Origin of the sequence: Lysobacter hankyongensis (genome assembly GCF_039543145.1) — a bacterium.
Taxonomy (GTDB): domain Bacteria; phylum Pseudomonadota; class Gammaproteobacteria; order Xanthomonadales; family Xanthomonadaceae; genus Lysobacter_I; species Lysobacter_I hankyongensis.
Genome location: NZ_BAABJE010000005.1, coordinates 369,152 through 392,649 on the forward strand (window position 1 = coordinate 369,152; position 23,498 = coordinate 392,649).

The window sequence follows — 23,498 nt, forward strand, 5'->3', positions numbered from 1 at the left end:
CTTGCGATGGCGGACGGGCGGTCGATCAGGGCGACTGCAAGCGGCCGATCCGGTGCCCCTCACGATCCAGAAGCCAAGCCTCACCATGGGCATCGAGCGCGAAATCACGCGCTGTCATTGCGTCCAGGGGAGCGGCGTAGGTGTTGATCTCGACGCCTGCAATGCGGGCGATCGTGCCGCTGCGCAGCAGCACCCAGGCCGGCCCCGTATCGCCCGCCAGCACAGCCATCGCATCGTCGCCGGTGGACGACAACGAAAAAGAGACACTGCGTCCGTCGCTCATGGCGTGGAGCAGAGCCGTGCCATCCGCGATCCAGAGTCCGTCGCGCTGCACTGCGACGTGCGCGGCGCGACCTGGAACATTCGGCCCTTGTATGCGTACCGCACTGCCGTTGTCATGATGGCGGTAGGTCAGTCGCGTATCTTGCAACCACCACGTCCCTTTCACCGAGGCGGCGAGCATGATGCCCTGTCCCTGTGCCCGCTGGATCTCACCGTCTCCGTCGATGCCGAGCCAAGAGTCACGCTCGTCGGCACGCAGCCATAATCGACCGTCTCGTGCCAGCACCGGTCGCTCTGGCTTTCGCATGCGTGTCGCAAGCGGAAGTCCGGGCAGCGCTCGTTCGCCATCGTGCCGCTCGACGACACGACCGGAGGAAGCGAGCCGCAACCAGATCCTTCCTGAGGTGGGGGTCCACGCTGAAGCCCGCAACGGCAGCGTCGCGACTGGTTCCGGCGCATCATCAGTGATGATGCGAAAGACGCGATTACCATCGTCGTCCGATACGAGGATGCCCATCCCACCCGATTCCTGCAGGCGGGTGCCGACGATATCCGCCGGCAGTGTCTGCCAGCGGACTTGGACATGACGTTGTTCGACCGTCAATTTTCCGGTCATCCACGGATGGAAACGGCAGCGGTAGACATATTCCCCCGGTGCGGCCGGCGTGAAGCGCGCTTCTCCTCCCACGGGCAGATCCAATGCGAACGCCTTCGATCTGATTTCGACAACGCTGTGTGTGGTGTCCGCACGTCCGTCGTTGCGCCAGACCACGGATTCACCTATCCGAAGGCGCAACGTGCTGGGCGAATAGTATGGCTCGGTGGGGCTGACCATGATCACGTGATCGACCGTCATTCTGGACGAATGCGACTCGGTTACTCTGCCGACTTCCGGAGCGGGCGCTCTGGCGGCTTCCGCCGCCAGCAACGCCAATGCCAATACGACCGTCGAGGACATCGTCGTCAATCCGACGCATCGGCGATGCCGGAAACCATCGCGTCCGTGTCCGGTACGTAGATGTCCAGCAGGTCGGGCACGTGGGCGATCACATCCGTGGCCTGTTGCGTGAACCACAGTGTGCCGTGCTCACCGGCTTCAATGCCTCCGGGCATGGCATTGTCTACCGCAAGCGCGAACTCGTGCACGTGGCCGTCCTGGAGAACACCGATTCGGTTGCCATAGGCCTGCGTGAACCAGAGCCGACCATGGCGATCGAGCACGGCTTTGAAGGGGCTCGCCGTGCGGGTCGGAATTTCGTACTCGATGATCTGTCCGCTGTTCACGTCGAGGCGACCGATCTTCTGCCCAGCCAATTCTAGGAACCACATGTAGCCGCGCTTGTCGGGCACCAGTCCGATCACGCGGCTTCCCTTCGTGGGCACGGGGAATGTTTTCATCTCAAGCGTGCGTGGATTCATGCGCACGAGATGATCGGCGCCACGTTCGTCGAACCAGACGTGTCCATCGTGATCGAGCACGATCGTACTGGGTTCGGATTTCGGATGCGGCGTGTTGAATTCCTCGAACGTGCGCCGCTTCGGATCGAAACGTCCGATCTTTCCGGATTGCTTTTCGGTGAACCACACCATGCCGTCGTGGTGATCCACCGCAATGCCGGTCGGCATGGAGCCGGGCGAGGGAATATCGAATTCCTCGATGCGGCCCGATGACGGGTCCAGACTGCCGATCTTGCCCGCTGCGCGCTCGGTGAACCACAGACGGCCATCCGGCGCCATCTTGATCGACGTCGGCGCACTTTCGGGTGTCGGCGTGTCGTACTCGAGGATCCGTCCATCAGGAGTCAGCCGGAGAATCTTGTTGTTCAGGGGAACCGCCGCAAGACTGGCGTAGCCGCCTCCTCCGGCCGCGGCCCATACGCCTCTGGGTGTGTCCACGACCAGCACCGTGGGCACCCGGCCAGGATTTTCGGTTTTCGCTTCGATCGCATCGATCGACCGCGGCTCGACGCGAACGGTCGCCGTAGTTTTCCCGCAGGCGTACTCGAAGCGGCCCTCGCGGGGGAATGCGTGCGACCACGCGCCAGCGGAAATGGGCGATGCGAAGCTTCCATCGCGCGCAAGCAGGCGCACGCCGGCTTCCGTTGTCCAGCGTACCCGATCTCCACGCTGCACCACGACCTCGGTCGGCGCACAACCTTCCTGCGTCGCGGCGACGTTCACTTCAACTTCCCCGAACATCTCCACGTACAGGAGTTGCCTGCGCAGCAGCGCGGCCGCACCGTTCTGATCGACGGGCAGCGAGCGCCTCACTGCCGCGATGCGTGCGCGCACCTCGGGCAGATTCCGCATGGCGCGCGCCGCCTCCACTTCTCGCCATAGCCCCTGGATACCGACGGCGGCGTCAGCGGTCGACCGGGCGTATCGAGCAACGGCCCTGGCGAGGAAGTCCATGTCTGGCGCGAGCACGAACCTGCTGGAACCGGTGACGGGGCCATCCGCCGTCTGCGCTACCACCTCCAGGATGTGAGGCCCGGGTTCCAGCCCGAGCAGATCGAGTTTGTCTTGTGCGACGTTCTGCGGTTTTCCATTCACGGACACCTGTCGCGGCGCTTTCGCGACGGCTCCGCGCATCAGCAGATTCAGATCGGCAACCGCACCGCGCTGCGTGCCCACCGGAGCGATCACGTCCAGCGGTGGCGGTTCCACAAAACCGAGGCGATGGCCGTATTGTTCGGCGAACCATACGCGTCCCGCCTTGTCGACGGTGATGCCGAATGGCCGGGTGCTGCGCGCCTGCATTCCCGCGACGGGCTGTTCGCCGCGCGCAGTGATTTCAGGCGGGGTCATCGGCCGCGGATCTGCCGCGCCCGATGGCAGATCGTAGCGACGGAATGTGCCCGAAGCGGGGTGGAAGCTGCCGATCATGTTGCCGTCGAGGCCGGTGTACCACACCAATCCATGCGCATCGGTCACCACGCCGCCCGGCCTGACTTTCGGGTCGGGCAACGGAAATTCCTCGATGCGGGTGCGGTTCTCTTGCCGGATCAATCCGAGCCTGCCGTCCAGTTGACAAAACCAGATGTTGCCCTTGGCATCCGAGGTGATGCCTGCAGGACCATAAAACGGCCCCGGCGTTGCCGGACTGGGCACAAGCACATCGACCACTTTGCCGACGGCCGGATCGAAATGACCGACCCGATTGGCTGAGTTCTGGGTAAAGAAAATGTGCCCGTCCGGCGTGATGGCCATGCCCGCAGGCTGTGCACCGGGCACCTGCACAGGGAATTCATCGAACCGGCCGCTGGCTGGATCGAGGCGTCCGAGCTTGTTGCCGACGCGTTCGGTGAAATACACCAGGCCCTGCGCGTCCTTCACGAGGAAGAACGGAAAGCTCTCCTTCGTCGGTACATCGTAGGCGCGTCGTGCCCCGTCGCGGGGATCGAAGTGCACGATCTGGTTCTTGCGGATGTCGCTGTACCAGACGGTGCCGTCCTGGTCGATGAGCAGGCCGACCGGGAAAGACCCTTCAGGGAGCTGGTACTCGCGTTTGGTCCCATCCGGCGCCACTCGCAAGAGTCTGGAGGCGCGGGCAAGCGAACTCCACACCGCCTGATCGGGCGCCATCACCACGATGGATGGCCCCGACCGGGGTGTGTCGATCTCGATCTCACGGACCCTCCCCGAACTGGCGGTGGACGCTGTGCCTGTCGCTGAGAATGTCATCAGAACCAATAGGCCGACGGCGCGCATGGCCGGAAACAGGGCGAAATCCATCGTGCTTCTCCTTCAGCGCGCAGTGCGACGAGGCAGGATCCGGCAGACGTGCGCGCCGGTCACCAGCGAAAACCAGATCGAGCGATCCTTGCCGAGCGTCATGCCGAGCGGCTGCGAATTGCTCCGGGGCAGGTCGAATTCCTCGACCTTGCCCGTGCGCGGATCCAGTCGGCCGATCTTGTTGCCGCCGGCGCTGCCGCGCCAACCGCCTTCCGTGAACCAGACGAAGCCCTCTTCATCGGTCACGTTGGTCGACACGACACTGCCTGTTGTCGGGATCTTGTACTCGCGCCATTTGCCGTCCTCGAACGCGGCCAAAGCATCAGCCATCGGTTCGCTCACCCACACGATCTTGCCTTCGACCCGAACGCCGGCGGGCAGGCCGTTCTTGGACGGCGTATCCCACTCCGTGATCTCGCCCGTGGTCGGATTCAGGCGCGCGAGCTTGTCGGTGTAAAGCTCCGGAAACCAGACATTTCCTTCCGCGTCGAAATCCAGGCGTCCCGGCCCGGACTGCTTGGTCGGCGACGGATATTCGCGGAAGCCGACATCGTGGCGATAGCTCACCACCTGGTTGTTGCCCGGCTGTGTGAACCACACCGTGTTGCTCTTGCGCTCGACATTGATGTGAATCAGAAAGCCGTGACTCGGCGGTTGATGCGCGTACACCACGCCTTCCTCCGGCCGCAATTCCAACAACATCTCGATGCCGTGAGCGGTTGCCCACACCGTGCCGTCGTTATCCACCGCGACCGAGTACGGAGCCGCGCCTTTCGGCACGAAATACTGGGTCATCTCATTGGTGTTCGGATCGATTCGGATGATCTTGTCTTCGCGTGTTTCCACGTACCAGATGTGACCCGTAGGACCTTCCGCCATGTATTTACCCATGCCCGAAACTTTGACAGGGGTCTGCAGTTCGACGATGTCGCGACCGGCGAGCGAACCGATCTTACGGACTTTCGGCTTGATCACCCGTGAAACGTAGGCGCCGTACCAACCGTTCTGACCCGGCCGGATCACCGGAAGATTGTCGGGATTCGACAATCGCTTCACTGTGTCGGGCGGCGGTGGCGGAACCGCTGTGGCCAGCGCCGGCATCATCAGTAGCGCAATCGCGCCCGCCGCGAGTGCGGGAAACAATCTCGAACGGATTTTCATGGCACTTCTCCTTGTGATGGATGCGAGAGACCTAGTGTGTCGGGCGATCGTGCCCGGAATGCGCTCCGACGCCCTGATGCTGCGGAGGAGCGGGATGCGCATTGGAATTGGCGTTCGCAGACGTCTGCGCAGCGAAGGCCTTGCGCGCAGCCTCCGTGGGATTGGCGATCATCGCGACCTTGTTCCCGAGTTGCTCCGTGAACCAGAGCGCACCTTGGCTGTCGAAGGCGAGTCCGCCAGGCCAACTGTCCGGCGTAGGCAATGCGAACTCGACGATTCGGCCGTCGGCGGGATTGAGTACGCCGATGCGATTTCCGAAGGTTTCCGAAAACCAGATCAGGCCGCTTTGGTCCTCGACGAGATAGAACGGACCGCTTTTGGGATTCGGCAGCGGATATTCCCGCAGAGCACCGTTCTCGATCACACCGATCTTGTTCGCTTCGCGCTGCGCGAACCAGACCCTGTCCTGTCTGTCGACCAGGATGCCTGCGGGTTTGGCGCGCGGAGTGGGCAAGGGATATTCGATGAAGCTTCCATCCTTGCGGAGTTGCGCGATCTTGGATCCATCGCGTTCGGCGATCCAGACATCGCCACGTGAATCGAGCGCTATTCCGGTCGGTCGTCCATCTACTGTCGGCACAGCGTACTCGGTGATGATCCCATCGACAGACAGCCGGCCGACCTTGTTGCCTTTGGTTTCGTTGAACCACACAGCTCCGTCCGTGGCCAGCTCCAGCCCCGTGGGCCACGACGTATCGGTCGGAATCCTGAACTCCTCGATGGTCTTCGTCGTCGGATCGAAGCGCGCTATGCGCCCGGCCATCAACAGCGTGAGGTACACGCGCCCATCCTTGCCGACGCGCACTCCGCTCGGTCCGGAGCCCGGCGTCTGGGTGTCGTAGATGGACAGATCGCCATCGGCCGTGAGTCGCGCGAATTTTGAGAGCGGCGGATGCGCGATGTTGCCCCAGCCGCCGCCGCCGAGCGTGACCCAGATGTTGTCCTGGGCGTCAGGAAAAAGGATGCCGGGCACGCTGTTGGGTACCGGAATCGGGAATTCCACGATATCGATGACGATACCCGGCGAGGCTGTCGACGGCATCTGGCTTTCGGTCGTCGCGATCAGCTCGGCGGGCGGATCGCCGACGATCACGATCCCGTACATGTAAGGATGGATCTCGCAGGAAGCCTTGACCACAGCATCCTCCGCAAAAGTATGCGACCACTTCGTGCCCGGCGGAATCGGTCCCGAGCTTCGCATGCCCTCCGTGGTTGCCACCACGACCGTGTGGATAAGGCCGGGCCCGCGGTTTTCCCAGGTTACCGTGGTGCCGCGCGCTACCTTGAGCCGCTTTGGCTGGAAATACGGCGCCTGGTCGTTGAGGATGACGGTCTCGGTCCTGGTGTCGGCCGCCATGCCGATTCCTGCCCATGCCAGCGCCAGCATCGCGACGATGAGGGTCGCGGCGTGGTTTCGGCGAAAGCATTCCTTTAGCGATGGAAACATTTGCGCCTCCTCGAAAGTCCTTGACGGTTTGCAGATGGCTATCCACGCACGCGGAAATGCCCCATGCCTCCCAACTCCGCATAACGGTTCTGGTGGGCGTGGAACATGAACATTCCCTCGTATTCGTATTCGAATTCCAGAATGCGTCGATCCGCCTGCGACAGCAGCACGATGTCCGTGTATTCCTCGGATTCGCCTTTCGGGGTGCGACGCAGATCGCGGAAGAACGTCGCGTGCAGATGCAACGAATTGACTGGATCGAACTCCAGCGCATTGACGTAATAAAGGCGTACCCGCTCGCCTTTCTTGATCTCAATCGGGTTGTCGCGATAAAAATTCGCGCCACCGTTGAGTACATAAAGCTCGTTGCGCTCGTCGAAGTCGAGGTCCCATCCAGAGGCCACGATCACCAGCTCACGTGCCTTGGGCCGCGGCGTTGGCGGATCGATGATGAACGCGCCGTACAGTCCGCGATTCATGTGCAGCCCCACCGGCGGAACATGGCAGTGATACAGCTGCAAACCCCAAGGTCTGGCGTCGAATTCGTAGATATATTCGTCGCCCGGCTTGACCACTTCGGCCACGCCATCCATGTCCGCGGAATGGATGCCATGGAAATGCATCGTGTGCTCGCTGATCGAGCGATTGCGGAAACGGATGCGTACGCGATCGCCCGCAGTGCAGCGGAGGGTCGGGCCAGGCACCGTGCCGTTGTAGGTCCAGGCGGGGAAGAAGATTCCGGGAGCGACCTCGATCTCTCGATCCTCGGCCACCACGTCGTATTCCCGCAACGTGCGGCCATCAGGCAGCGTGCTGACCCGTCCGCGATCGAATTCGGTGAGGAATCGGTCCGGTTGCAAGCCCTTGAGCGAGGAGACCGGCATCGCCATCGCCGCTTCGATCTGTTCCCGGGTATAGCGTTTTGCTCCTTCCGTCGCCATCTTGGCGTGGTTCGGCGACACATGATGGCGCGATGGTTCCAGCGGCACTGCATCGCCCGCTTGTGCGATCGCCTTGTGCGCTGTGGCCATGGCCGCAGGCGCCAGCAGCGAGGCGAGAAATCCACGACGCGTCCAATCGTTTCGGCTCATGGGGTCGCTCGCATCGAGGAGGGCAAGTGGGCGACAGCGCGTACCCACGCCGCGCCGGCCCGTCCGAGTTTGATCGGATAACAGGTGACGGTCGCGCCGGTGGGCGGAAGGAGATGCAGATTCGCCAGCTTTTCGAGTTGGCAGTACGCCCGCTCGCGTCCCGCGTAATGGGTTGGCCAGATCACGCTCGCATCTCCGCTGCGAAGGTATGCTTCGCGCATCGCGTCGAAAGGACGATCCAGGCCCCAGGCGTCGGTGCCTACAACGCGGACGCCTTGATCGACGAGCCACAGCAACGCTTCGCGACCCAGTCCGCAGCCGAGATCCGGATACTCGGGACGTCCCCAGGCGGCATCCGCTCCGGTCCTCAGAAGAACGATCTCGCCGGGCGCGAGCGTGTGCGGAATGCGCGCGAGCGCGTCGCGCAGATCGTCGGCCTGCAGTTCATAACCGCGGGCATGGTGGCGCACATCGAGTACCACCGCCTGCCCGATGCACCATTCCAGAGGCACCTCATCGATCCGAGGGGCCGGCGCGCCTTCGCTCGTAGGACCGTAATGCCAGGGTGCGTCCATATGCGTGCCAGCGTGCGTGATGAGCGTGAACTCCTCGCCGGCCCAGCCTAGACCATCGGGGAGATCCGCAACAGGCACGCCGAACAAAGCGCTCATTTCGTCGGCACCCTCGCGGTGCAGAACGCGGCGTATTCTCACCGGCACACGCTCGCTGGGGAGATCGTCCAGGACGACGCTCAGATCGATCATGCGAGGTTTGGTTCCAGCGGAAAGCTCGGGCGCGTTCAATGCATCCCGCATCCAATCCCATAGTTTCGGCAGGCATTCCTTGAAGCGATCCGTGCAGACATGTTCCGCACCGTCGTAAATGTGCAGGGTCGGCGCCGTTCGCGACCATTCGCACAATGCTTCGATCTGCACGTCGTCTACCAGGTGGTCGCGGCTGCCATGGACGATCAGCAACGGTCGATCCATGCATCCCTTCAACCCTTCCAGCGTGACCAGAGAATCCAGCGTCTCGAATGGGGCGTCGGCTGGCAGGCCGTAGGCATTGCGCACGGCGGGATGTGCAGCGGGCGGCAATTTCGCCAAAACACGGGCGTCATGAAACCCCCCGAGGCTGACGCAAGCCTGCAGGCGTGGTTCGGACGCGCAGGCATGGCAGGCCAGGAACCCGCCGAAACTGACGCCGAACACGCCGAAGGACAGCCCTTCCAAATCGGGGTGAATGTGCAGTGCGTCGAGTGTCGTGCTCACCATGGCGCTGAAGCGGCGCATCGAGACGTTGCCGGGCCGCACGCCATGACCAGGTCCATCGAAAAAGAACACTGCCAGCCCGCGTTGCAGAAATCCTTCCGAGAACTGCGCCAACTCGACTTCCTTCGCAGAGTCCAGTCCGTTGATCAACAGCACGCAGCCCCGCGGATGTGCGGGTACCCGCAGGTAACCGGGGAATCGCGCGCCGTCGAAATCGATCTCGATCAGCCGCGCAGGCGGTTCCAGCAACGAGGCGCCTGCTGCGAACACCGCCTGCACTGCAGTGCGCAGTTCGGTCTTGGACGGACTAGGCGGCAGCTTGAACTGTGCGTAGTGGAAGCATGCCGCGGCGCAGCGCAGGCTTTCGATGGCCGTTGCCGGGTTGCGTTCGGCGATGGCACGCTCGCCGAGGCTGCGATAGTGCGCCGCGCGCGCGCCCAGAATTTCCGACCAGGTCTCCCAGCTTTCCGCGTCTGCGCACAGACGGAAATCTCCGAAGGGAACGCCGAAATGAAGCAGTCGCGCTGCGCTCTTGTCGAGTTCGGTGCGAATGCCCGGAGCGGTCTTGGCGTTCACGCAGCGCTCCTGAGCACCAGACCCGTGTTGATGCCACCATGACCTGAGCCGAAGCACAGCACGGCGCGCGGTCCCGGTTGTGGGGTGTCGTCGAGACCGAAATCGAGCGCTGTGTCTCCGTCGCACACGTTGTCGCGCGGCAGCATCGTGCGTTCCCGGATCATCAGCGAAGCCCAGGTGGCATCGATGGCGCCCGCCGCCGCAAGCGTGTGCCCGATGCGCGCCTTCGGCACCGCGACCCGTGGTCCTCCGCGTCCGAAAACTTCGTCGATAGCGGCGGCTTCACGCCGATCGTTGTCGTTGTCCGCAAGTCCTTCCGGCATCACGCAGTCGATCTCCGCTGCCGTCATGTCGGCGGCATCGAGCGCAAGCCGCAGGCATCGGGCTAGGCCTCGATGACTCCCGGCATCCGCGCCGACATCGTGAGTGATCGCGCCTCCCGCGAGCTCCGCATAGATGGTTGCGCCGCGCATGCGCGCGCGGCCGAGCTCCTCAAGCATGAGTATCGCGCAGCCCTCGCCGAGCACAATGCCTCCCCGGTTGCGGTCGAAAGGCCGATATGCCGTATCCGGGCGGTCCGCCCCGGTATTCAGAAGTCCGGTGGATTCGTGAATTCGGAACACATAGGGCGCCAGCGGCGCTTCGAATCCGCCGGCGTAGACTACATCCGCACGCCGCTGACGGATCGCCAGCGCGCCGAAGAGCAGAGCTTGATGTCCTCCGACGCGATCGGCGACGATGGATTTGGCGAAGCCCTTCAACCCGTTGGCGATGCTCCATTGGCCTTGCGCTGCGGCGAAGAACCACGCGATCGACTGATATGCGCTGACCCGCGAGGGACCGACGAAATGCTGGTTGTACAGCTCGGGTTCGGCGAATTCCATGCCACCGAAGGTGTTCGCAAAGAACATGCCGATCCGCTGCGGATCTTCGCGAGCGAGATCCAGGCCCGCGTCTTCGGTTGCCATCCTGCAGCTGGCCAGAGCCATATGCGTCGAACGATCGGTTTGTCTGCGGACACCGTGTTCGATAAAGGCGCCGGCATCGAAATCCGCTACTTGTCCGGCGATGCGGCACCCATGATTTCCGGTCGGAAAACGATCGAGCGCGCGCAGATGGCTCGTCTCGCGCAGGGAGTTGCGCCAGAACGCCTGCTTGCCGGTGCCGTTCGGTGCGACTACGCCGATACCCGTGACCACAACCCGACAGGCCGGCTGCCCTGCGCCATCCGTACTCATGACGGCATCCGTGGACGTATTCATGCCCGCCTCGATTCCGCACTGCCGAGCATCAAGGCGGAATGGATGCCGGAGAATCCGCTGGCATTGCATTCCACCACGCGTAGACGCCGATCGCGCGCGGCATTAGGCACGTAATCGAGATCGCAGTCCTCTGATGGGTTTTCATAATTTGCCGTGGGTGGTACCACGCCACGGCGCAGCGCTTCCACGCAGACGATGGTCTCGATCGCGCTCGCTGCGCCGAGCGAATGCCCGAGAACCGATTTTGTCGAACTGATCGGTACTCGCCATGCATGCGCGCCGAATGCGCGCTTGAACGCGGCGGTCTCGTTGCGATCATTCTGTTTGGTTGAACTGCCATGGGCGTTGACGTAGTCGATTTCGTCCGCATTCACGCCTGCGCGCCGCATGCATGACGTCAAGGTTGCGGCGAGCGCCTCGCCGTCTGCCGAAAGGCTGGTCATGTGGTATGCGTTCGAAAGGCTGGAGAAGCCGAGGATGCGTCCCAGGATTTCGGCGCCGCGACGACGCGCATGGGTTTCCTCTTCGAGCACGAGGATGCCGCACCCTTCCGACAGCAGGAACCCGTCGCGGTCGCGATCGAACGGGCGCGATGCCCGTCGCGGCGCATCGTTGCGTCGGGTCAGCGCCTTGATATTGTCAAATGAGGTGAAGACGATGGGCGTGAGCGGCGCATCGACGCCTCCGGTAATGATCACGTCCGCCATGCCCGCCTCAATCATGTCGCTGGCGGTACCGATGGCGTCGATGCCGGCGGTGCATCCGGTGCCCATGGTGGTAACGGGGCCGGCCGCGCCGAAATGACGCGCGATTTCCGTCGAAATGGATGATGCGAGGAAACCGCCGTAGGTCCGTGGATCCACCGGATCGATCGTGATGCCTGCGCCTGGATTCGATGCGTCGCGACGGGCGACGCGAACGAATTCCCGTTCCATGAATCCGATGCCGCCGATCGCACTTCCGATACAGACTCCGAGGCGTTCGGGGTCGAGGCGCTCGATATCGATGCCGGCGTTGCGGCACGCGCCGCGAGATGCCGCGAACGCCAACTGACCGGCGCGATCCATCCGTCCGACGTCGCTTCCAGACAAGCCGTGCCGTGTCGCGTCGAAATCCGGTATGGCCGCGCCTATGCGCGATGCGTTCCTGGATATATCCCAGCCGGTGATGGCTTCGCCGCACGCGCGGCCATTGACAACCGCATCCCACAGAGACGACAGACCGACGCCGGCTGGCGTGATCGCCTCGCATCCCGTGACCACGACATGACGGGAGCGCATGACGACCTCAATGCTGCCCGGCGACGTGGCCGGCCTGCGATTCGAGATGACGCTTGACAGCGACGATGGTGCGTTCGCCGTTGGTCTTCAGCGTTCGCCGTACCGTCTCGACGGCTTCTTCTTCGCTTTCGAGTCCCAGCGTTTCCATTGCGCGCTGAACGTCGATCACGGCGTGATGCATCAGCCGCACGCGCACGCCGCTCTGGACCTCATCGAGGTGCCATTCCCCGGTGTGTTCGGTCAGGAATACGGGTGGGCGCGTCTGGCGATAGGTGATCGTGTGCTTGGGTAGCGTTTCGCGCATGCTTTCGACCGTGTAGAGACGATCGTGCGCTTCCACGGTCATCAGCATCCGCTGATGGCGCGTATCCGCTTCGATCATCTCGATCTTGCGTACGTGCGGCGTGATACGCGGCCAGCACTCCGCATTCCAGAAGCAGTCGTACACGCTGTCCAGATCGGCGGAAATCGTATGCTCATCGGAGACGGTGACTCTTCTCATCCTGAGATCCTCGGCGGTCCATTGCGGAAAGCGTAAGGCGATGCATGAATCCCATTGCGCGCGTCCAGCCGGCGAATGATCCGGTGCTGGGGCGACTCCTCTCGGAGCTCGTACGCGCCGTGCGGTGGACGAGTCGGCCAAGTGCCGTTCGTCAGCGCGACGACTCACGCCGCTTATAACACTTGACTTTGGCATTTGCAAATGATTATGTAAGAAAGCCGCCCGACAACTTCGACGAAGACGCGATGGGCAAATCAAAGAACAGGGACATCGCCAGCTAAGGACAGCCTGCCCGGCTGCGGCATGCCTATTCCTGCATACGATCGTTCTCGCCGAGACGGGCGGCTTTGGTTTTTTGCCTGTGCTTGCGGCGCCTCTGCCCTTTGCGCTTTCAATATCGACATGCGCGGCATGACCATCCCGTCCGGACGCCTGTAGCGCCGCGTTCGGGTCAGAATTCGGCCGTACCGGCCAGGATGGATCCGAGACTGTTAGCGAAACATCCATGGAGGACTCTATGTTGACAAGCACAACATTTGGTTACGCCTCAAAGTCCAGGGTCGGTCTGTTCGTGTTGCTGTTGTCCGCCGGCTCGGTCGCATTTGCGGCACAACCCACCGAAGCGTTCGATGAACGCATACTGCAGCACTCGCTGCCCGCCAAGCTGAGCGTGCTTCCGGGCGGAACCAAGCTCAATCAACCGATCGGCGTCGGCGTGGTCGGCACGAATGATCTGTTGCTGGTCGATACCGGCAATCATCGTGTGCTGAGGATGAAGCTCGACGGCACTGTGCTGCTCTCGATTGGCAGCATGGGTAGCGGCCCCGGACAGTTGAAATTGCCTACCGGTGCAGCCGCCGATGCTTCCGGCGCGATCTATGTCGCCGACACGATGAACCATCGTGTCTCGAAGTTCTCCGCGGATGGGAAATTCGTGGCCAATTTCGGCGCATCCGGCGATCTGCATGCGCCGAACGGCATCGATATCGCCAAGGATGGAACCGTGTGGGTCGCAGACACGCTCGCGCATCGTCTGGTGCAGTTCAGCCCGACCGGTCAGCTTCTGCGCACTGTCGGAAGCGAGGGCAGCGGCGCGGGTCAGCTCAAATTTCCGCGTGCAGTCACCATCGCTCCGAACGGAAATCTCTTCGTCAGCGATTTCCAGAACAGCCGTATCGCGCAGTTCTCCGCTTCCGGGGAGTTCGTGAAGAACATCGGCGCTTACGGCGCGGGTCCGGGCCAGTTCGATCATCCTTGGGGCCTGGATTTCGACGCTGCCGGCAATCTGTGGATCAGCGACATGGGCAATCGTCGCGTCCAGCGCATTTCCGTCGCCGGCGGTCTCGCAGCAGATGCGTCTGTATATTTGAGTGACGCCATCGATGACCCGACGCCGGGCGAATGGTACGACGATACGTCGAAGGGCGTTGTCGTCGCTGCCGCCGGTACCGGTACGACGTTGCTCGTGTTGGCCGATTCATCCGGCGACAGCCTCACTACCTATACGCTCGACGGCGGCAGCAAGGTGCGCACGATCGATCCGGTCGCGCAGAAAACGGCTCCAACGATTGCGCTGACAGCCGCCAAGCGTACCAGCGGATTTACGCGTCTCTCGGCCAACTCCACGATCACCAGCGATACGCTCCGTTATCCGTTTGCGGCGCGCACCGCGATCGATGGGCGCACTTTCGTCGCCGACACCGGCAACAACAGGCTCGTGGTCTTTGATCGCAACGGTACATTCGAACGTCAGATCGGCGCCTATGGCAAGGCGGCGGGTCAGTTCGACATGCCAAGCGACCTGGAATTCAACGCAGCCGGCAATCTGCTCGTAGCCGACACGATGAACAATCGCGTCCAGGTGATTTCCACCGCTGGCGAGAACCTGGGCAGCTTCGGTCAGGGTCAGGTAAAAGCGCCTCATGGCATCGGCGTGTCTGCCAGGAACGGCGATGTCTATGTTGCCGATACGCTGGGTCATCGCATCGTCCAGTTCAATGCCGCAGGCGCTTTTGTCCGTGCATTCGGTTCGCAGGGCAAGGGCGCGGGCCAGCTGAGTTATCCCCACGGTATCACCGTTACCGATGATGCGGTTTTTGTTGCCGACTTCCTCAATCATCGCGTTCAGCGCTTCACCCTCGACGGGCGCTACGTCTCCCAGATCGGCAAGCCAGGCGCCAATCCCGGTTCGTTCGAGCATCCCTGGGATATCAGCGTCGCTTCAGACGGCACCCTGTGGGTCAGCGACATGACGAACGGGCGGATCCAGCGGTTTACGCAGACCGGCCTGTTGCTTGGCACATTCGGCAAACAGGGTTCCGAGCTGGGCGAATTCGATCATCCCAAGGGTCTCTTCGTGTCTTCTACCGGGAATGTCGTTGTCACCAGCGCTGGTCTCAATGCAGTCGACCTATTGAGTCCCGCTGCGAAGTGAACGAGATCGGGATCGGTGCGCATACAATACGCGCTGAGCGTCATGCCGCCGCGCGGCCGGCCCGCTGTCAGGGCCGGCCGCGCTTCATCATGACGGCGATCGCAGATCCAAATCGAAAGGACGTCATGCATGAGCCTTATCGTCAAATCGAGTCTCATCGTTCTGGCTGTCATGCTGGGCGGATGGATGATCTTCGACGCGTCGCATGCCTTCGTGACAGGCCATTACGTCACACCTCGCAACGGTGAGGGCGCCGGTCAGCTTGGTCCATGGGCCAAAGTCGTACGCAGCATTGGTATGAACCCCAATGGCACCGGCATGCGCTTGGGCTTCATGGCTCTCGGGATTGCCTGGTTGTCCATGGCGACCGGTTTCGCGGTCAACGCTGATGCCGGGTGGTTGCGGCCGGTCGGCATGGGGCTCGCCATTTGTACCTTGTGGTACGCCCCCATCGGCACATTGCTGGCATTGATCGAATTCGTATTGCTCTTTTGTTTTGCAAGACCCCAATCGTTGACGTGAGCGCGATCTCTGCAGCTTTCTTTCGGCTTTCCATCCATGATCGGTGCGAATCCCGTCCTTTCGCTTGTTCGACCGACGATCGCTTTCGCTCGGTGCGCGCTCAACCCTGTTTTGCCTCGATATTGGGCTTCGCGGTCTTCTTCGGCTTCGCACGGACGAAAACGTGCAGGCCGTTGCGCCGGGTTTCGAACAGTTCGGTCGCTTCGATAAGCGCGCTCAGTTTCACGTAACCGTAGTTGCGTTGGTCGAACGATGCGCGGTTGTTGATGTTCTGGCCCACGCCGGAAAGCGACGACCAGCCGTCGTCCTCCTTCTCCGCTTCCACTGCCTCGCGCAGCAGGTTCACCAGCTTGGTGTCCTGGCGCAGCTTCGCGGTTGGCATCGGCGGCAACGGTGCGGATGCATCCGTCGCTTCGCCCGCGGCCTTGGTGCCGGCGGGCTGCTCGTCGATGTAGAGAAATGTCGAGCAGGCGTTGACGAACGGTTCCGGCGTCTTCTTCTCGCCGAACCCGAACACGCGCATGTTCTGCGCGCGCAGGCGCATCGCCAGCGGGGTGAAATCGGCGTCGCTGGAGACGATGGCGAAGGCGTCGAAGCGGCCGCTGTGCAGCAGATCCATCGCATCCACCACCATCGCCATGTCCGACGCGTTCTTGCCGGTGCTCAGCGCGAACTGCTGGATCGGCTGGATCGCGTTCGGGTGCAGCGCCTGCTCCCACTTCTGCATGTTCGGGCTTTTCCAGTTGCCGTAGGCGCGGCGCACGTTGGCGATGCCGTGGCGGGCCAGTTCCGCCAGCACCACGTCGATCTTCGCCGCCGGCGCATTGTCCGCGTCGATCAGCAGCGCGATCCGCATCCGGTCGTCCATGGCGTTCTCCGCAGTTCGTTCGCGACAGCCTAGGCGCATCCGCCGTGACGCGCTACAGGTGGAGGCGCAGGCGGAGCAACGACACGGGAAGGAGGCCGCGCGCCGCGTCCTTGGGGACGAACGCGGCGCGCGACGGGGGGATGCAGGGCGGTTTCGGGAGCGAGGCGAACCCGCCCTGCGTCTGCTTCAGCGGCGAACGCGCCGAAACAGGATCACGCGGATCGCGACGCGGCACGCAGGACCGGCGGAAACGCGAACGGCCCGGTGTCCCGGGCCGTTCGGCGTCGCGTCGAGGCGGTTGCTTGCTTATGCGGCGAACAGCGCCTTCATCTTCTTCAGCGCGTTCGCTTCGATCTGGCGGATGCGCTCGGCGGAGACGCCGTATTCGTCGGCCAGCTCCTGCAGGGTGACCTTGCTGTCCGGGTCCAGCCAGCGACGCTTGACGATGTCGCGCGAGCGGGCGTCGAGGCGGGCCAGACCTTCGCGCAACAGATCGAGCTGATCGGCCTCGCTGTCGGCGCTTTCGTAGGCCTGCGCCGGGTCTTCGCCTTCGGCCATCAGATAGGCTACCGGCGCGGGCGGCGCGTGGTCGTCGTCGGCGTCGTCCGGCGCGTCGAAACCGATATCGCGGCCGGAGAGGCGCGACTCCATCTCCATCACTTCGCGCTCGGAGACGTTCAGATCCTGGGCGACGGCCCGCACTTCCTCGGCGTTGAGCCAGCCCAGGCGGGTCTTGCTGCGGCGCAGGTTGAAGAACAGCTTGCGCTGGGCCTTGGTGGTCGCGACCTTCACGATGCGCCAGTTCTTGATGATGAACTCGTGCATCTCGGCGCGGATCCAGTGCACCGCGAACGACACCAGGCGCACGCCGATCTCGGGATCGAAGCGCTTCACCGCCTTCATCAGGCCGATGTTGCCTTCCTGGATCAGGTCGGCCAGCTGCAGGCCGTAGCCGTTGTAGCCGCGGGCGACGTGGACCACGAAGCGCAGGTGCGAGAGCACCAGCTCGCGGGCGGCATCGAGGTCGTTCTGCTGCAGGAAGCGGCGGGCGAGGGCCTGCTCGTCTTCGGCCGAGAGCACCGGGATCTGGTGGACGGCGCCGACATAGGCCTCCAGCGAACCCAGCGGCGACAAACCGCTGAAGGCCGGGACCGGCAGGCTGTTCGGGATCATGGCGGTGGGGGCGATGGTCGGGTTCATAGGTCTCGATCTTAGCAGTCGGCTGGTTGGAGTGCTAAACCTCGAAAAAGTTCCCCAGCGTTCCGTTCATGGAACAAACCGCCAGTCCTTCCGGCGGGCTCGTCGTTGATGCGTTCAATCCTGTGACGTGAGCGGGCGGCAAACGCGGACAGATCGCCGACGTGTCGTCATTCTGGCGCAGCGGACGGCGCCCTCAAGCGCCATCGGTCACCCTGTCTGTTGGCGTTCAGCCCTGATCTCAAGAGGACGATCTCAAGAGCACGACCGCAAGCGCGGTCTCACAGGGGTTGACGGGCGTCGCGATGTCCTGCTGTACTAATACAACTAGTACAGTTATGGAGCACCGCATGTCCCGTACCAAGGCCCTGATGATCCAGATCGTCACCGGCGATCCCCGCCCGATCGGCAGGCAGATCGTGGATGCGGTGCGGATGAAGATCGCGACCGGCGAGCTGGTGCCCGGCGACCAGTTGCCCAGCGTGCGCGGTCTGGCCCAGCAACTGACGGTCAATCCGAACACGGTGGCCAAGGCCTATGCCGACCTGGTGGCCGAGGGCTGGCTGGAAGCGCGGCAGGGGCTGGGCCTGTACGTGGCGCCGCCGCGCCAGCGCCTGAGCGATGCCGAGCGCGAGCGCCGCTTCGACGAGGCGGTGCAGCGCTTCGTCCACGACGTGCTGCCGCTGGATGTCTCCGTCGACGAAGTCCATGCCCGCATGGATGCCGAATTCCGCGCGCTGACGCCGCGCAAGACCGCCTGAGGCCGGGGGCGCGCATGACCACACGCATGACAACCCGCATGACCACCAGCGAACACGTCATCGAGACCGATGGCCTGAGCCGGCGCTACGGCCGCAAGCTTGCGCTTGATCGCCTCGACCTGCGCATCCCGCGCGGTCGCATCCACGCCATCGTCGGCGCGAACGGCGCGGGCAAATCCACGCTGTTCCGGATCCTGCTGGGTTTCCTGGCGCCGAGCGACGGCGAGGCGCGCATCCTCGGCCGCGACAGCCAGTGGCTGACGCCGGAAGACCGCGGCCGCATCGGTTTCGTCAACGAAGAGCACACCCTGCCGGGCTGGATGCGGGTGTCGGCCATCGCCGACATGCAGCGGCGTGCGTATCCGCGCTGGAACGCGCGCGCCTACGACGAGGTCATCGGCCACTACCGCGTGCTGCCGGAGCAGAAGGTCGGGCAGCTGTCGCGCGGCGAACGCGCCGGCTTCAATCTTGCGCTGGCGCTCGCGCAGTCGCCGGAATTGCTGATCCTCGACGAACCGACGCTGGGGCTGGACGTGGTCGCGAAGCGCGCGTTCCTGGAATCGCTGATGTACAGCAACGCGGCCGACGACTGCACGGTGATCTATTGCTCGCACCAGATGGAGGAGATCGAGCGGGTCGCCGACAATCTGATCATCCTCGAACTGGGGCGGCTGATGCACATGTCGGCGCCGGAGGAGTTCTGCGCGCGGGTAAGCCACTGGGTCGCGGACATTCCGTTCAAGGGGCCGGAGCCGGCGACGATTCCCGGCCTGCTGGAACGGCAGCGGCTCGACGGCCTGCATCACTATCTGGTGCTGGACCAGGACGCCGCGTTCGCGGAATTCCTGCGCGGCGCCGGCGCGCGTTCGATCCAGAGCATGCCGGTGAGCCTGGACCGTGCGGTCAACGCCTTCCTCGCCAAGAATCACGCCGCGCCCGCGGCGGCGGCAGCCTGAAGGAGGCGCGCATGCATTCCCTGTTCAAGGCCGAGCTGCTGCGTTTCCGGGTGTGGGCGCTGGCGCTCGCGGCAGTGCATTTCATCGCCCTGGGCTTCCTCACCCGCATGGTCGATCTCGCGCAGCAGCCGCTGGTCGTGCACTGGACCTTCGGCGCCATCCATGCGGCGATCGGTCTGCTGCTCGGTCTGTACCAGATGGGCAGCTATCGCCGGCCGAACGCCTGGCTGAATCTGCTGCACCGGCCGCTGGCGCCGCCGCGCATCGCCGTCGCGCTGATCCTGGCGGCGATCGTGCTGCTCGCCGTCGTCGTCGCGCTACCCATCCTGCTGATCGGTGCATGGCAGGAGACGACGACCGCGCGCGTGGTCGATCTGCGCCATTGGCTGCTGGCGCTGGCGGGCCTGCAGATCGCGGTCATCGGTTATCTCGCGGGTGCCTACGGCATGCTCGGCGAGCGTCGATACGCCGCTTCGGGACTCGTCTTCCTGCTGCTGTTGCCGATGTCCCACGCCACCGGCTTCGGCGCCCTGGCGCTGCAGGCGCTGGCGCTGCTGTGGCTGGCGGCGATGGTGTTCGCCAGCTTCAAGCCGGATCTGGATGCGCCGCCGCGCGGGCCCGCGGGCATCGCCGTGGTGGCGTTGCCGCTGCAGATGGCGGCGTTCCTGTTGATCGTGATGTCGTATTACGGCATCGAGACGGTCTGGATCGCGGAAGGCTCGCATCCGAACAACACGCCGGTCCCGCCGCGCGGCGGTCACAACGAAATGGAAAAGGCCGACGAACGCACGCGGATGCGGCTGGCGCTGGACGGCAGCGCGCATCCGGACGCGGCGCTGCTGCGCGAACAGATCGCGCTGTCGGAGCCGCTCGGAATTCCGTCGCAGCTGTCGCGCATGCCGCAGCGCCACGAACTGGCGAACGTGGCGCCGATGGAATTCGACGACCGCGCGCGCGGCATCCGCTGGGTGTTCAGCCACGACGACATGCGCCTGCACGGCTACGCCATCAACGATCGGCGTGCGGTCGGACGGATCGGCGTCGGCGCGGATGGCGCCGCGTTCGCGGCGCCGGCGCTGCCGGCGGGGGCGATGCCCGGCATGGCCGAGGGCGATGCGCTGCTGATCGCCGGCAACACCGCCTATCACTACGTCAGCGAGACGCGACAGGTGCTGCCGCGGATCCGCCTGCCGCGCGACGAAGTGCTGATCGGCGCCGGACCGGTCGGCGAGAGTCTCGGCGCGATCAGCGACCGCGCGCTGTATTTCTTCGATGGCCGCGATGCGGTGGAACACCGGCGGGTGATGACGCCGCGCCTGCGCGTGCCGATGCCCGGCCACTATCGCGACCTGTACACGCTGGACCTGATCGAGCTTGTGGACGGCTATCTCATCGTCTTCGGCTACAGCGCCAGCGCGCACAACGAGCAGGGCGCGGCGCCGTATCAGCAGGTGCTGCGCGTCGGCGACGACGGCCGGGTGGAGACCATCGCGCGGCGTCCGCTCGCATACGACCTGCCTATGCTGTATCGCTACCGCACGTTCCTGACCTCGCCGACGCTGTGGGCGATGGGCACGGCGGCGACGCATCTGTTCGCGCCGCCGCTGCCGCTGGAGGCGAACGTGCCGGCGCCGATTCCGCGCGTCATCGTCGGCGTTGCGATCGCGCTGTCGCTGTTGTCGGCGCTCGCGGCGTGGTGGCGCGGCCGGCGACTGGCGCTGTCGGTACGCGCGCGCGTCGCCTGGATCGCGGTCTGCGCCGCGATCGGGCCGCCTGCGCTGGTGTCGCTGTGGTTGTTGTACCGGCCGGACGAACGCATCGGTGCGGGCGTACCGACGCCGTCACCATCGATCGCAGGTCCGCGGGCCGCTGCATCTCCGTCCACCTGATCCATCCCGCCAGCGCGGCCGGCCGATGCGCCGGCCGCAGGAGAATGCCGATGTCGAAGATTGCGAAGACCTTCGCGATGCGGGTGGCCGTGGCCGCGGTTCTGGGCGCGGCGCTGTTGCCCGCGTCGCGTGCCGCTGCCGGTGCGGACGATCTGCAGGCCGCGCTGCGGGTCGAGCGCGCGCGTCCGCCGGCGCCGATCCTCCCGCGCGCCGCGTTCGTGCTGCACGAGCCGCTGTCGTCGGTGGTGCTCTCGGCCGATGGCCGGCAGGTGGCGTGGCTGCAGGAAAGCGGGCGCAATCGCGAAGTGTGGACGCGTTCGACCGCCGGCGGCGCAGCGCGGCGACGCTTGCCGCACACCACCGCCGAACGCTTGCGCTGGACCCGCGACGGACGCTGGCTCCTGCTGGAATCGCCGCGGCAGGCGTTCGCGCTCGCGGTCGCGGGCCAGGCCGGCTCGGGCATCGTGACGACGCTGGGCGGCGTGGATCGTCGCGTCCTGCTGGATGTCGACGACACCCGGCCGGCGGCGGTGATCGTGGTCGACGTCGATGCGCGCAGGGCCGACGGCACAGCCGCGCGATGGATGCTGTCGCGGATCGACGTCCACGGCCGGCGCACGCCGCTGCATCGCGATGCACGGCGCATCGTCGGCTACGCGCTCGATCCGCAGGGGCGGCTCGCCTACGTGCAGCGGGTGGAAGGCCTGGCCCTGTCGGTGAGGCGGATCGAGGCCGGCGGTCGACTGCGCGAAGTCGCGCGCTGCGCACAGCTGCGGCGCTGCACACCGCTGACCACGACCGCTGACGGCCGCGGCCTGTGGCTGCACGACAACATCGGTGATGCCGACGGGCGTGCGCTGGCGCGACTGCTGCGCATCGATGCCGACGGCACGCTGCGGACCGCGCATGTCGACCCGCGCGGCGAGGCCGATCTCGACGCGCTGGCCTTCGATCCGGGGACGCGACAGCCGACGATCGCCAGCTACCGCAGCACGATCGCCGCCAACCACGGTCTGGATGCCGACAGTCGCCGTCATCTGCAGCGACTGGACACGTTGTTTCCCGATCGCGACCTGCGGATCGCGCCGGCCAGCGGTGTCGGTGCGCGCTGGCTGATCGAAGTGCGCGCGGGGCACCAGCAGGGCAGCCGCTGGCATCTCTACGATCCGGCGACCGGTACGGCATCGCGCTTGTTCGATGCGCGACCGCTGGATGCGCGCCATCGCCAGCCTGCGGCATACATCGACGAGACCGCGCTGGCGCGCAGGATTCCGGTGCGTTGGCGCGCGGACGACGGCATGGTCCTGCACGGTTTCGTGTCCGTGCCGCCCGGTCGCGATCCCGCCACGCTGCCGCTGGTGGTGGCGGTGCACGGCGGCCCATGGAATCACTCGCGGCCGGAGTACAACGGCATCGGCCAGTTCCTCGCCAACCGCGGTCATGTCGTGTTCGAACCCAACTTCCGCGGTTCGACCGGCCACGGCCGCGGTTACATGTTCGCGGCGAACGGCGATTTCGGAAACGGTCGCGTGCAACAGGACATCGTCGACGGCACCCGTCATCTGCTGGCGTCCGGCATCGGCGACGCGCGTCGGGTCGGCATCGTCGGCGCGTCGTTCGGCGGCTATTCGACCCTGCTCGGCCTCACGTTCCGGCCGGACCTGTTCAAGGTCGGCGTGGCGTTCGTGCCGCCGCCGGATTTCGCGTGGACGCTGCGCTGGATCCTGCGCAATCCCGAATCGATCGAACTCGACGGCGTCGTGCCGCTGTCCGACACGATGCGGATGCTGTCGCTCGATACCCGCGACCCCGCGGTCATGGCCCGACTGCATGCGCAGTCGCCGCTGGCGAACGTGTCGCGCATGGATCGGCCGCTGTTGCTGGTGGCCGGCGGCGAGGACCGTCGCGTCGGCATCGCAGGGGTCATCGAATACGCCGCGCGCCTGAAACTCGCGGGCAAGGACGTGAGCCTGGTGGTCGATGCCGACGCCGGCCACGGCAGCCGCGAACCGCTGACGCGCGAAGCCAATCTCTATCTGCTGGAAGCGATGCTGCAGCGGCATCTCGGCGGCGCGTCGCCGGTGCCGCCGGATGCCGCGCTGCAGCGCCATCTGGTCGCGAACCTGCGACTGTGCGGCCGGTCGCCGTCGCCCATCGCCGGGTGCGGCGCGGCCGCACCGCGGCACTAGCCGCATCCGCGTCGC

General features: G+C 64.6%; 17 protein-coding genes. 6 read left to right on the forward strand and 11 right to left on the reverse strand.

Going from position 1 to position 23,498, the window contains the following annotated elements; genetic code table 11:
- Window positions 1-25: 25 nt before the first annotated feature.
- Genes ABD974_RS07605 through ABD974_RS07645 form a run of 9 tightly spaced genes read right to left on the reverse strand, consistent with a single transcriptional unit; the run spans window position 26 to window position 12,808 of the window.
- Window positions 26-1,240 carry a hypothetical protein gene (locus ABD974_RS07605; protein WP_345302696.1) on the reverse strand — a complete coding sequence of 405 codons (1,215 nt, stop codon included), beginning with the start codon at window positions 1,238-1,240 and terminating at the stop codon, window positions 26-28.
- Window positions 1,241-1,245: 5 nt separating this feature from the next.
- Complete coding sequence (locus ABD974_RS07610) at window positions 1,246-4,017, reverse strand: Vgb family protein (protein WP_345302697.1); 2,772 nt, start codon at window positions 4,015-4,017, stop codon at window positions 1,246-1,248.
- A 12-nt stretch (window positions 4,018-4,029) separates the two neighbouring features.
- The gene (locus ABD974_RS07615) at window positions 4,030-5,178 is read right to left on the reverse strand and encodes a Vgb family protein (RefSeq protein WP_345302698.1); all 1,149 of its coding nucleotides are present in this window, start codon (window positions 5,176-5,178) and stop codon (window positions 4,030-4,032) included.
- A 31-nt stretch (window positions 5,179-5,209) separates the two neighbouring features.
- Window positions 5,210-6,685: a virginiamycin B lyase family protein gene (locus ABD974_RS07620; protein ID WP_345302699.1), complete on the reverse strand. Its 1,476-nt coding sequence runs from the start codon at window positions 6,683-6,685 to the stop codon at window positions 5,210-5,212.
- A gap of 38 nt (window positions 6,686-6,723) precedes the next feature.
- Window positions 6,724-7,776 carry a multicopper oxidase domain-containing protein gene (locus ABD974_RS07625; protein WP_345302700.1) on the reverse strand — a complete coding sequence of 351 codons (1,053 nt, stop codon included), beginning with the start codon at window positions 7,774-7,776 and terminating at the stop codon, window positions 6,724-6,726.
- Window positions 7,773-9,623: a cyclase family protein gene (locus ABD974_RS07630; RefSeq protein ID WP_345302701.1), complete on the reverse strand. Its 1,851-nt coding sequence runs from the start codon at window positions 9,621-9,623 to the stop codon at window positions 7,773-7,775. The genes ABD974_RS07625 and ABD974_RS07630 overlap by 4 nt, the downstream gene beginning before the upstream one ends.
- Window positions 9,620-10,885 carry a beta-ketoacyl-[acyl-carrier-protein] synthase family protein gene (locus ABD974_RS07635; RefSeq protein ID WP_345302702.1) on the reverse strand — a complete coding sequence of 422 codons (1,266 nt, stop codon included), beginning with the start codon at window positions 10,883-10,885 and terminating at the stop codon, window positions 9,620-9,622. Before ABD974_RS07635 ends, ABD974_RS07630 begins: the two co-directional genes overlap by 4 nt.
- The gene (locus ABD974_RS07640; protein WP_345302703.1) at window positions 10,882-12,165 is read right to left on the reverse strand and encodes a beta-ketoacyl-[acyl-carrier-protein] synthase family protein; all 1,284 of its coding nucleotides are present in this window, start codon (window positions 12,163-12,165) and stop codon (window positions 10,882-10,884) included. Before ABD974_RS07640 ends, ABD974_RS07635 begins: the two co-directional genes overlap by 4 nt.
- A 7-nt stretch (window positions 12,166-12,172) precedes the next feature.
- Entirely contained in the window at window positions 12,173-12,808 is a 636-nt protein-coding gene (locus ABD974_RS07645; protein WP_345302704.1) for an SRPBCC family protein, read from the reverse strand.
- 376 nt (window positions 12,809-13,184) lie between these two features.
- Here ABD974_RS07645 and ABD974_RS07650 point away from each other — a divergent pair, with 376 nt between their 5' ends.
- Together ABD974_RS07650 and ABD974_RS07655 are read left to right on the forward strand one after the other, a co-directional pair.
- The gene (locus ABD974_RS07650) at window positions 13,185-15,101 is read left to right on the forward strand and encodes an NHL repeat-containing protein (RefSeq protein ID WP_345302705.1); all 1,917 of its coding nucleotides are present in this window, start codon (window positions 13,185-13,187) and stop codon (window positions 15,099-15,101) included.
- A 129-nt stretch (window positions 15,102-15,230) separates the two neighbouring features.
- Window positions 15,231-15,623, forward strand: a complete 393-nt coding sequence (locus tag ABD974_RS07655; RefSeq protein ID WP_345302706.1) for a hypothetical protein — start codon at window positions 15,231-15,233, stop codon at window positions 15,621-15,623.
- Between the two features lie 100 nt (window positions 15,624-15,723).
- On the opposite strand, the gene ABD974_RS07660 is transcribed toward ABD974_RS07655, so the two are convergent.
- The gene (locus ABD974_RS07660) at window positions 15,724-16,491 is read right to left on the reverse strand and encodes an NYN domain-containing protein (RefSeq protein ID WP_345302707.1); all 768 of its coding nucleotides are present in this window, start codon (window positions 16,489-16,491) and stop codon (window positions 15,724-15,726) included.
- 306 nt (window positions 16,492-16,797) lie between these two features.
- Window positions 16,798-17,691, reverse strand: coding sequence for an RNA polymerase sigma factor RpoH (rpoH, locus tag ABD974_RS07665; RefSeq protein WP_345302708.1), 894 nt, complete (start codon window positions 17,689-17,691; stop codon window positions 16,798-16,800).
- Between the two features lie 347 nt (window positions 17,692-18,038).
- On the opposite strand from rpoH, the gene ABD974_RS07670 reads away from it, so the two are divergent.
- The 4 genes from ABD974_RS07670 to ABD974_RS07685 are packed head-to-tail and all read left to right on the forward strand — an operon-like array spanning window position 18,039 to window position 23,483.
- Window positions 18,039-18,449 carry a GntR family transcriptional regulator gene (locus ABD974_RS07670; protein ID WP_345302709.1) on the forward strand — a complete coding sequence of 137 codons (411 nt, stop codon included), beginning with the start codon at window positions 18,039-18,041 and terminating at the stop codon, window positions 18,447-18,449.
- A gap of 26 nt (window positions 18,450-18,475) precedes the next feature.
- The gene (locus ABD974_RS07675) at window positions 18,476-19,405 is read left to right on the forward strand and encodes an ABC transporter ATP-binding protein (protein WP_345302710.1); all 930 of its coding nucleotides are present in this window, start codon (window positions 18,476-18,478) and stop codon (window positions 19,403-19,405) included.
- An 11-nt stretch (window positions 19,406-19,416) separates the two neighbouring features.
- A complete protein-coding gene (locus ABD974_RS07680; protein WP_345302711.1) occupies window positions 19,417-21,294 on the forward strand; it encodes a hypothetical protein in 1,878 nt (625 codons plus the stop codon).
- A gap of 50 nt (window positions 21,295-21,344) precedes the next feature.
- The gene (locus ABD974_RS07685) at window positions 21,345-23,483 is read left to right on the forward strand and encodes a prolyl oligopeptidase family serine peptidase (RefSeq protein ID WP_345302712.1); all 2,139 of its coding nucleotides are present in this window, start codon (window positions 21,345-21,347) and stop codon (window positions 23,481-23,483) included.
- The last annotated feature ends 15 nt before the right edge of the window (window positions 23,484-23,498 follow it).

Coding starts and splice junctions, on each gene's coding strand:
- ABD974_RS07605 (WP_345302696.1), bottom strand. CDS start 1,240: ATGTCCTCGACGGTCGTATTGGCATTGGCGTTGCTGGCGGCGGAAGCC.
- ABD974_RS07610 (WP_345302697.1), bottom strand. CDS start 4,017: ATGGATTTCGCCCTGTTTCCGGCCATGCGCGCCGTCGGCCTATTGGTT.
- ABD974_RS07615 (WP_345302698.1), bottom strand. CDS start 5,178: ATGAAAATCCGTTCGAGATTGTTTCCCGCACTCGCGGCGGGCGCGATT.
- ABD974_RS07620 (WP_345302699.1), bottom strand. CDS start 6,685: ATGTTTCCATCGCTAAAGGAATGCTTTCGCCGAAACCACGCCGCGACC.
- ABD974_RS07625 (WP_345302700.1), bottom strand. CDS start 7,776: ATGAGCCGAAACGATTGGACGCGTCGTGGATTTCTCGCCTCGCTGCTG.
- ABD974_RS07635 (WP_345302702.1), bottom strand. CDS start 10,885: ATGAATACGTCCACGGATGCCGTCATGAGTACGGATGGCGCAGGGCAG.
- ABD974_RS07640 (WP_345302703.1), bottom strand. CDS start 12,165: ATGCGCTCCCGTCATGTCGTGGTCACGGGATGCGAGGCGATCACGCCA.
- ABD974_RS07650 (WP_345302705.1), top strand. CDS start 13,185: ATGTTGACAAGCACAACATTTGGTTACGCCTCAAAGTCCAGGGTCGGT.
- ABD974_RS07655 (WP_345302706.1), top strand. CDS start 15,231: ATGAGCCTTATCGTCAAATCGAGTCTCATCGTTCTGGCTGTCATGCTG.
- ABD974_RS07660 (WP_345302707.1), bottom strand. CDS start 16,491: ATGGACGACCGGATGCGGATCGCGCTGCTGATCGACGCGGACAATGCG.
- rpoH (WP_345302708.1), bottom strand. CDS start 17,691: ATGAACCCGACCATCGCCCCCACCGCCATGATCCCGAACAGCCTGCCG.
- ABD974_RS07670 (WP_345302709.1), top strand. CDS start 18,039: ATGTCCCGTACCAAGGCCCTGATGATCCAGATCGTCACCGGCGATCCC.
- ABD974_RS07675 (WP_345302710.1), top strand. CDS start 18,476: ATGACAACCCGCATGACCACCAGCGAACACGTCATCGAGACCGATGGC.
- ABD974_RS07680 (WP_345302711.1), top strand. CDS start 19,417: ATGCATTCCCTGTTCAAGGCCGAGCTGCTGCGTTTCCGGGTGTGGGCG.
- ABD974_RS07685 (WP_345302712.1), top strand. CDS start 21,345: ATGTCGAAGATTGCGAAGACCTTCGCGATGCGGGTGGCCGTGGCCGCG.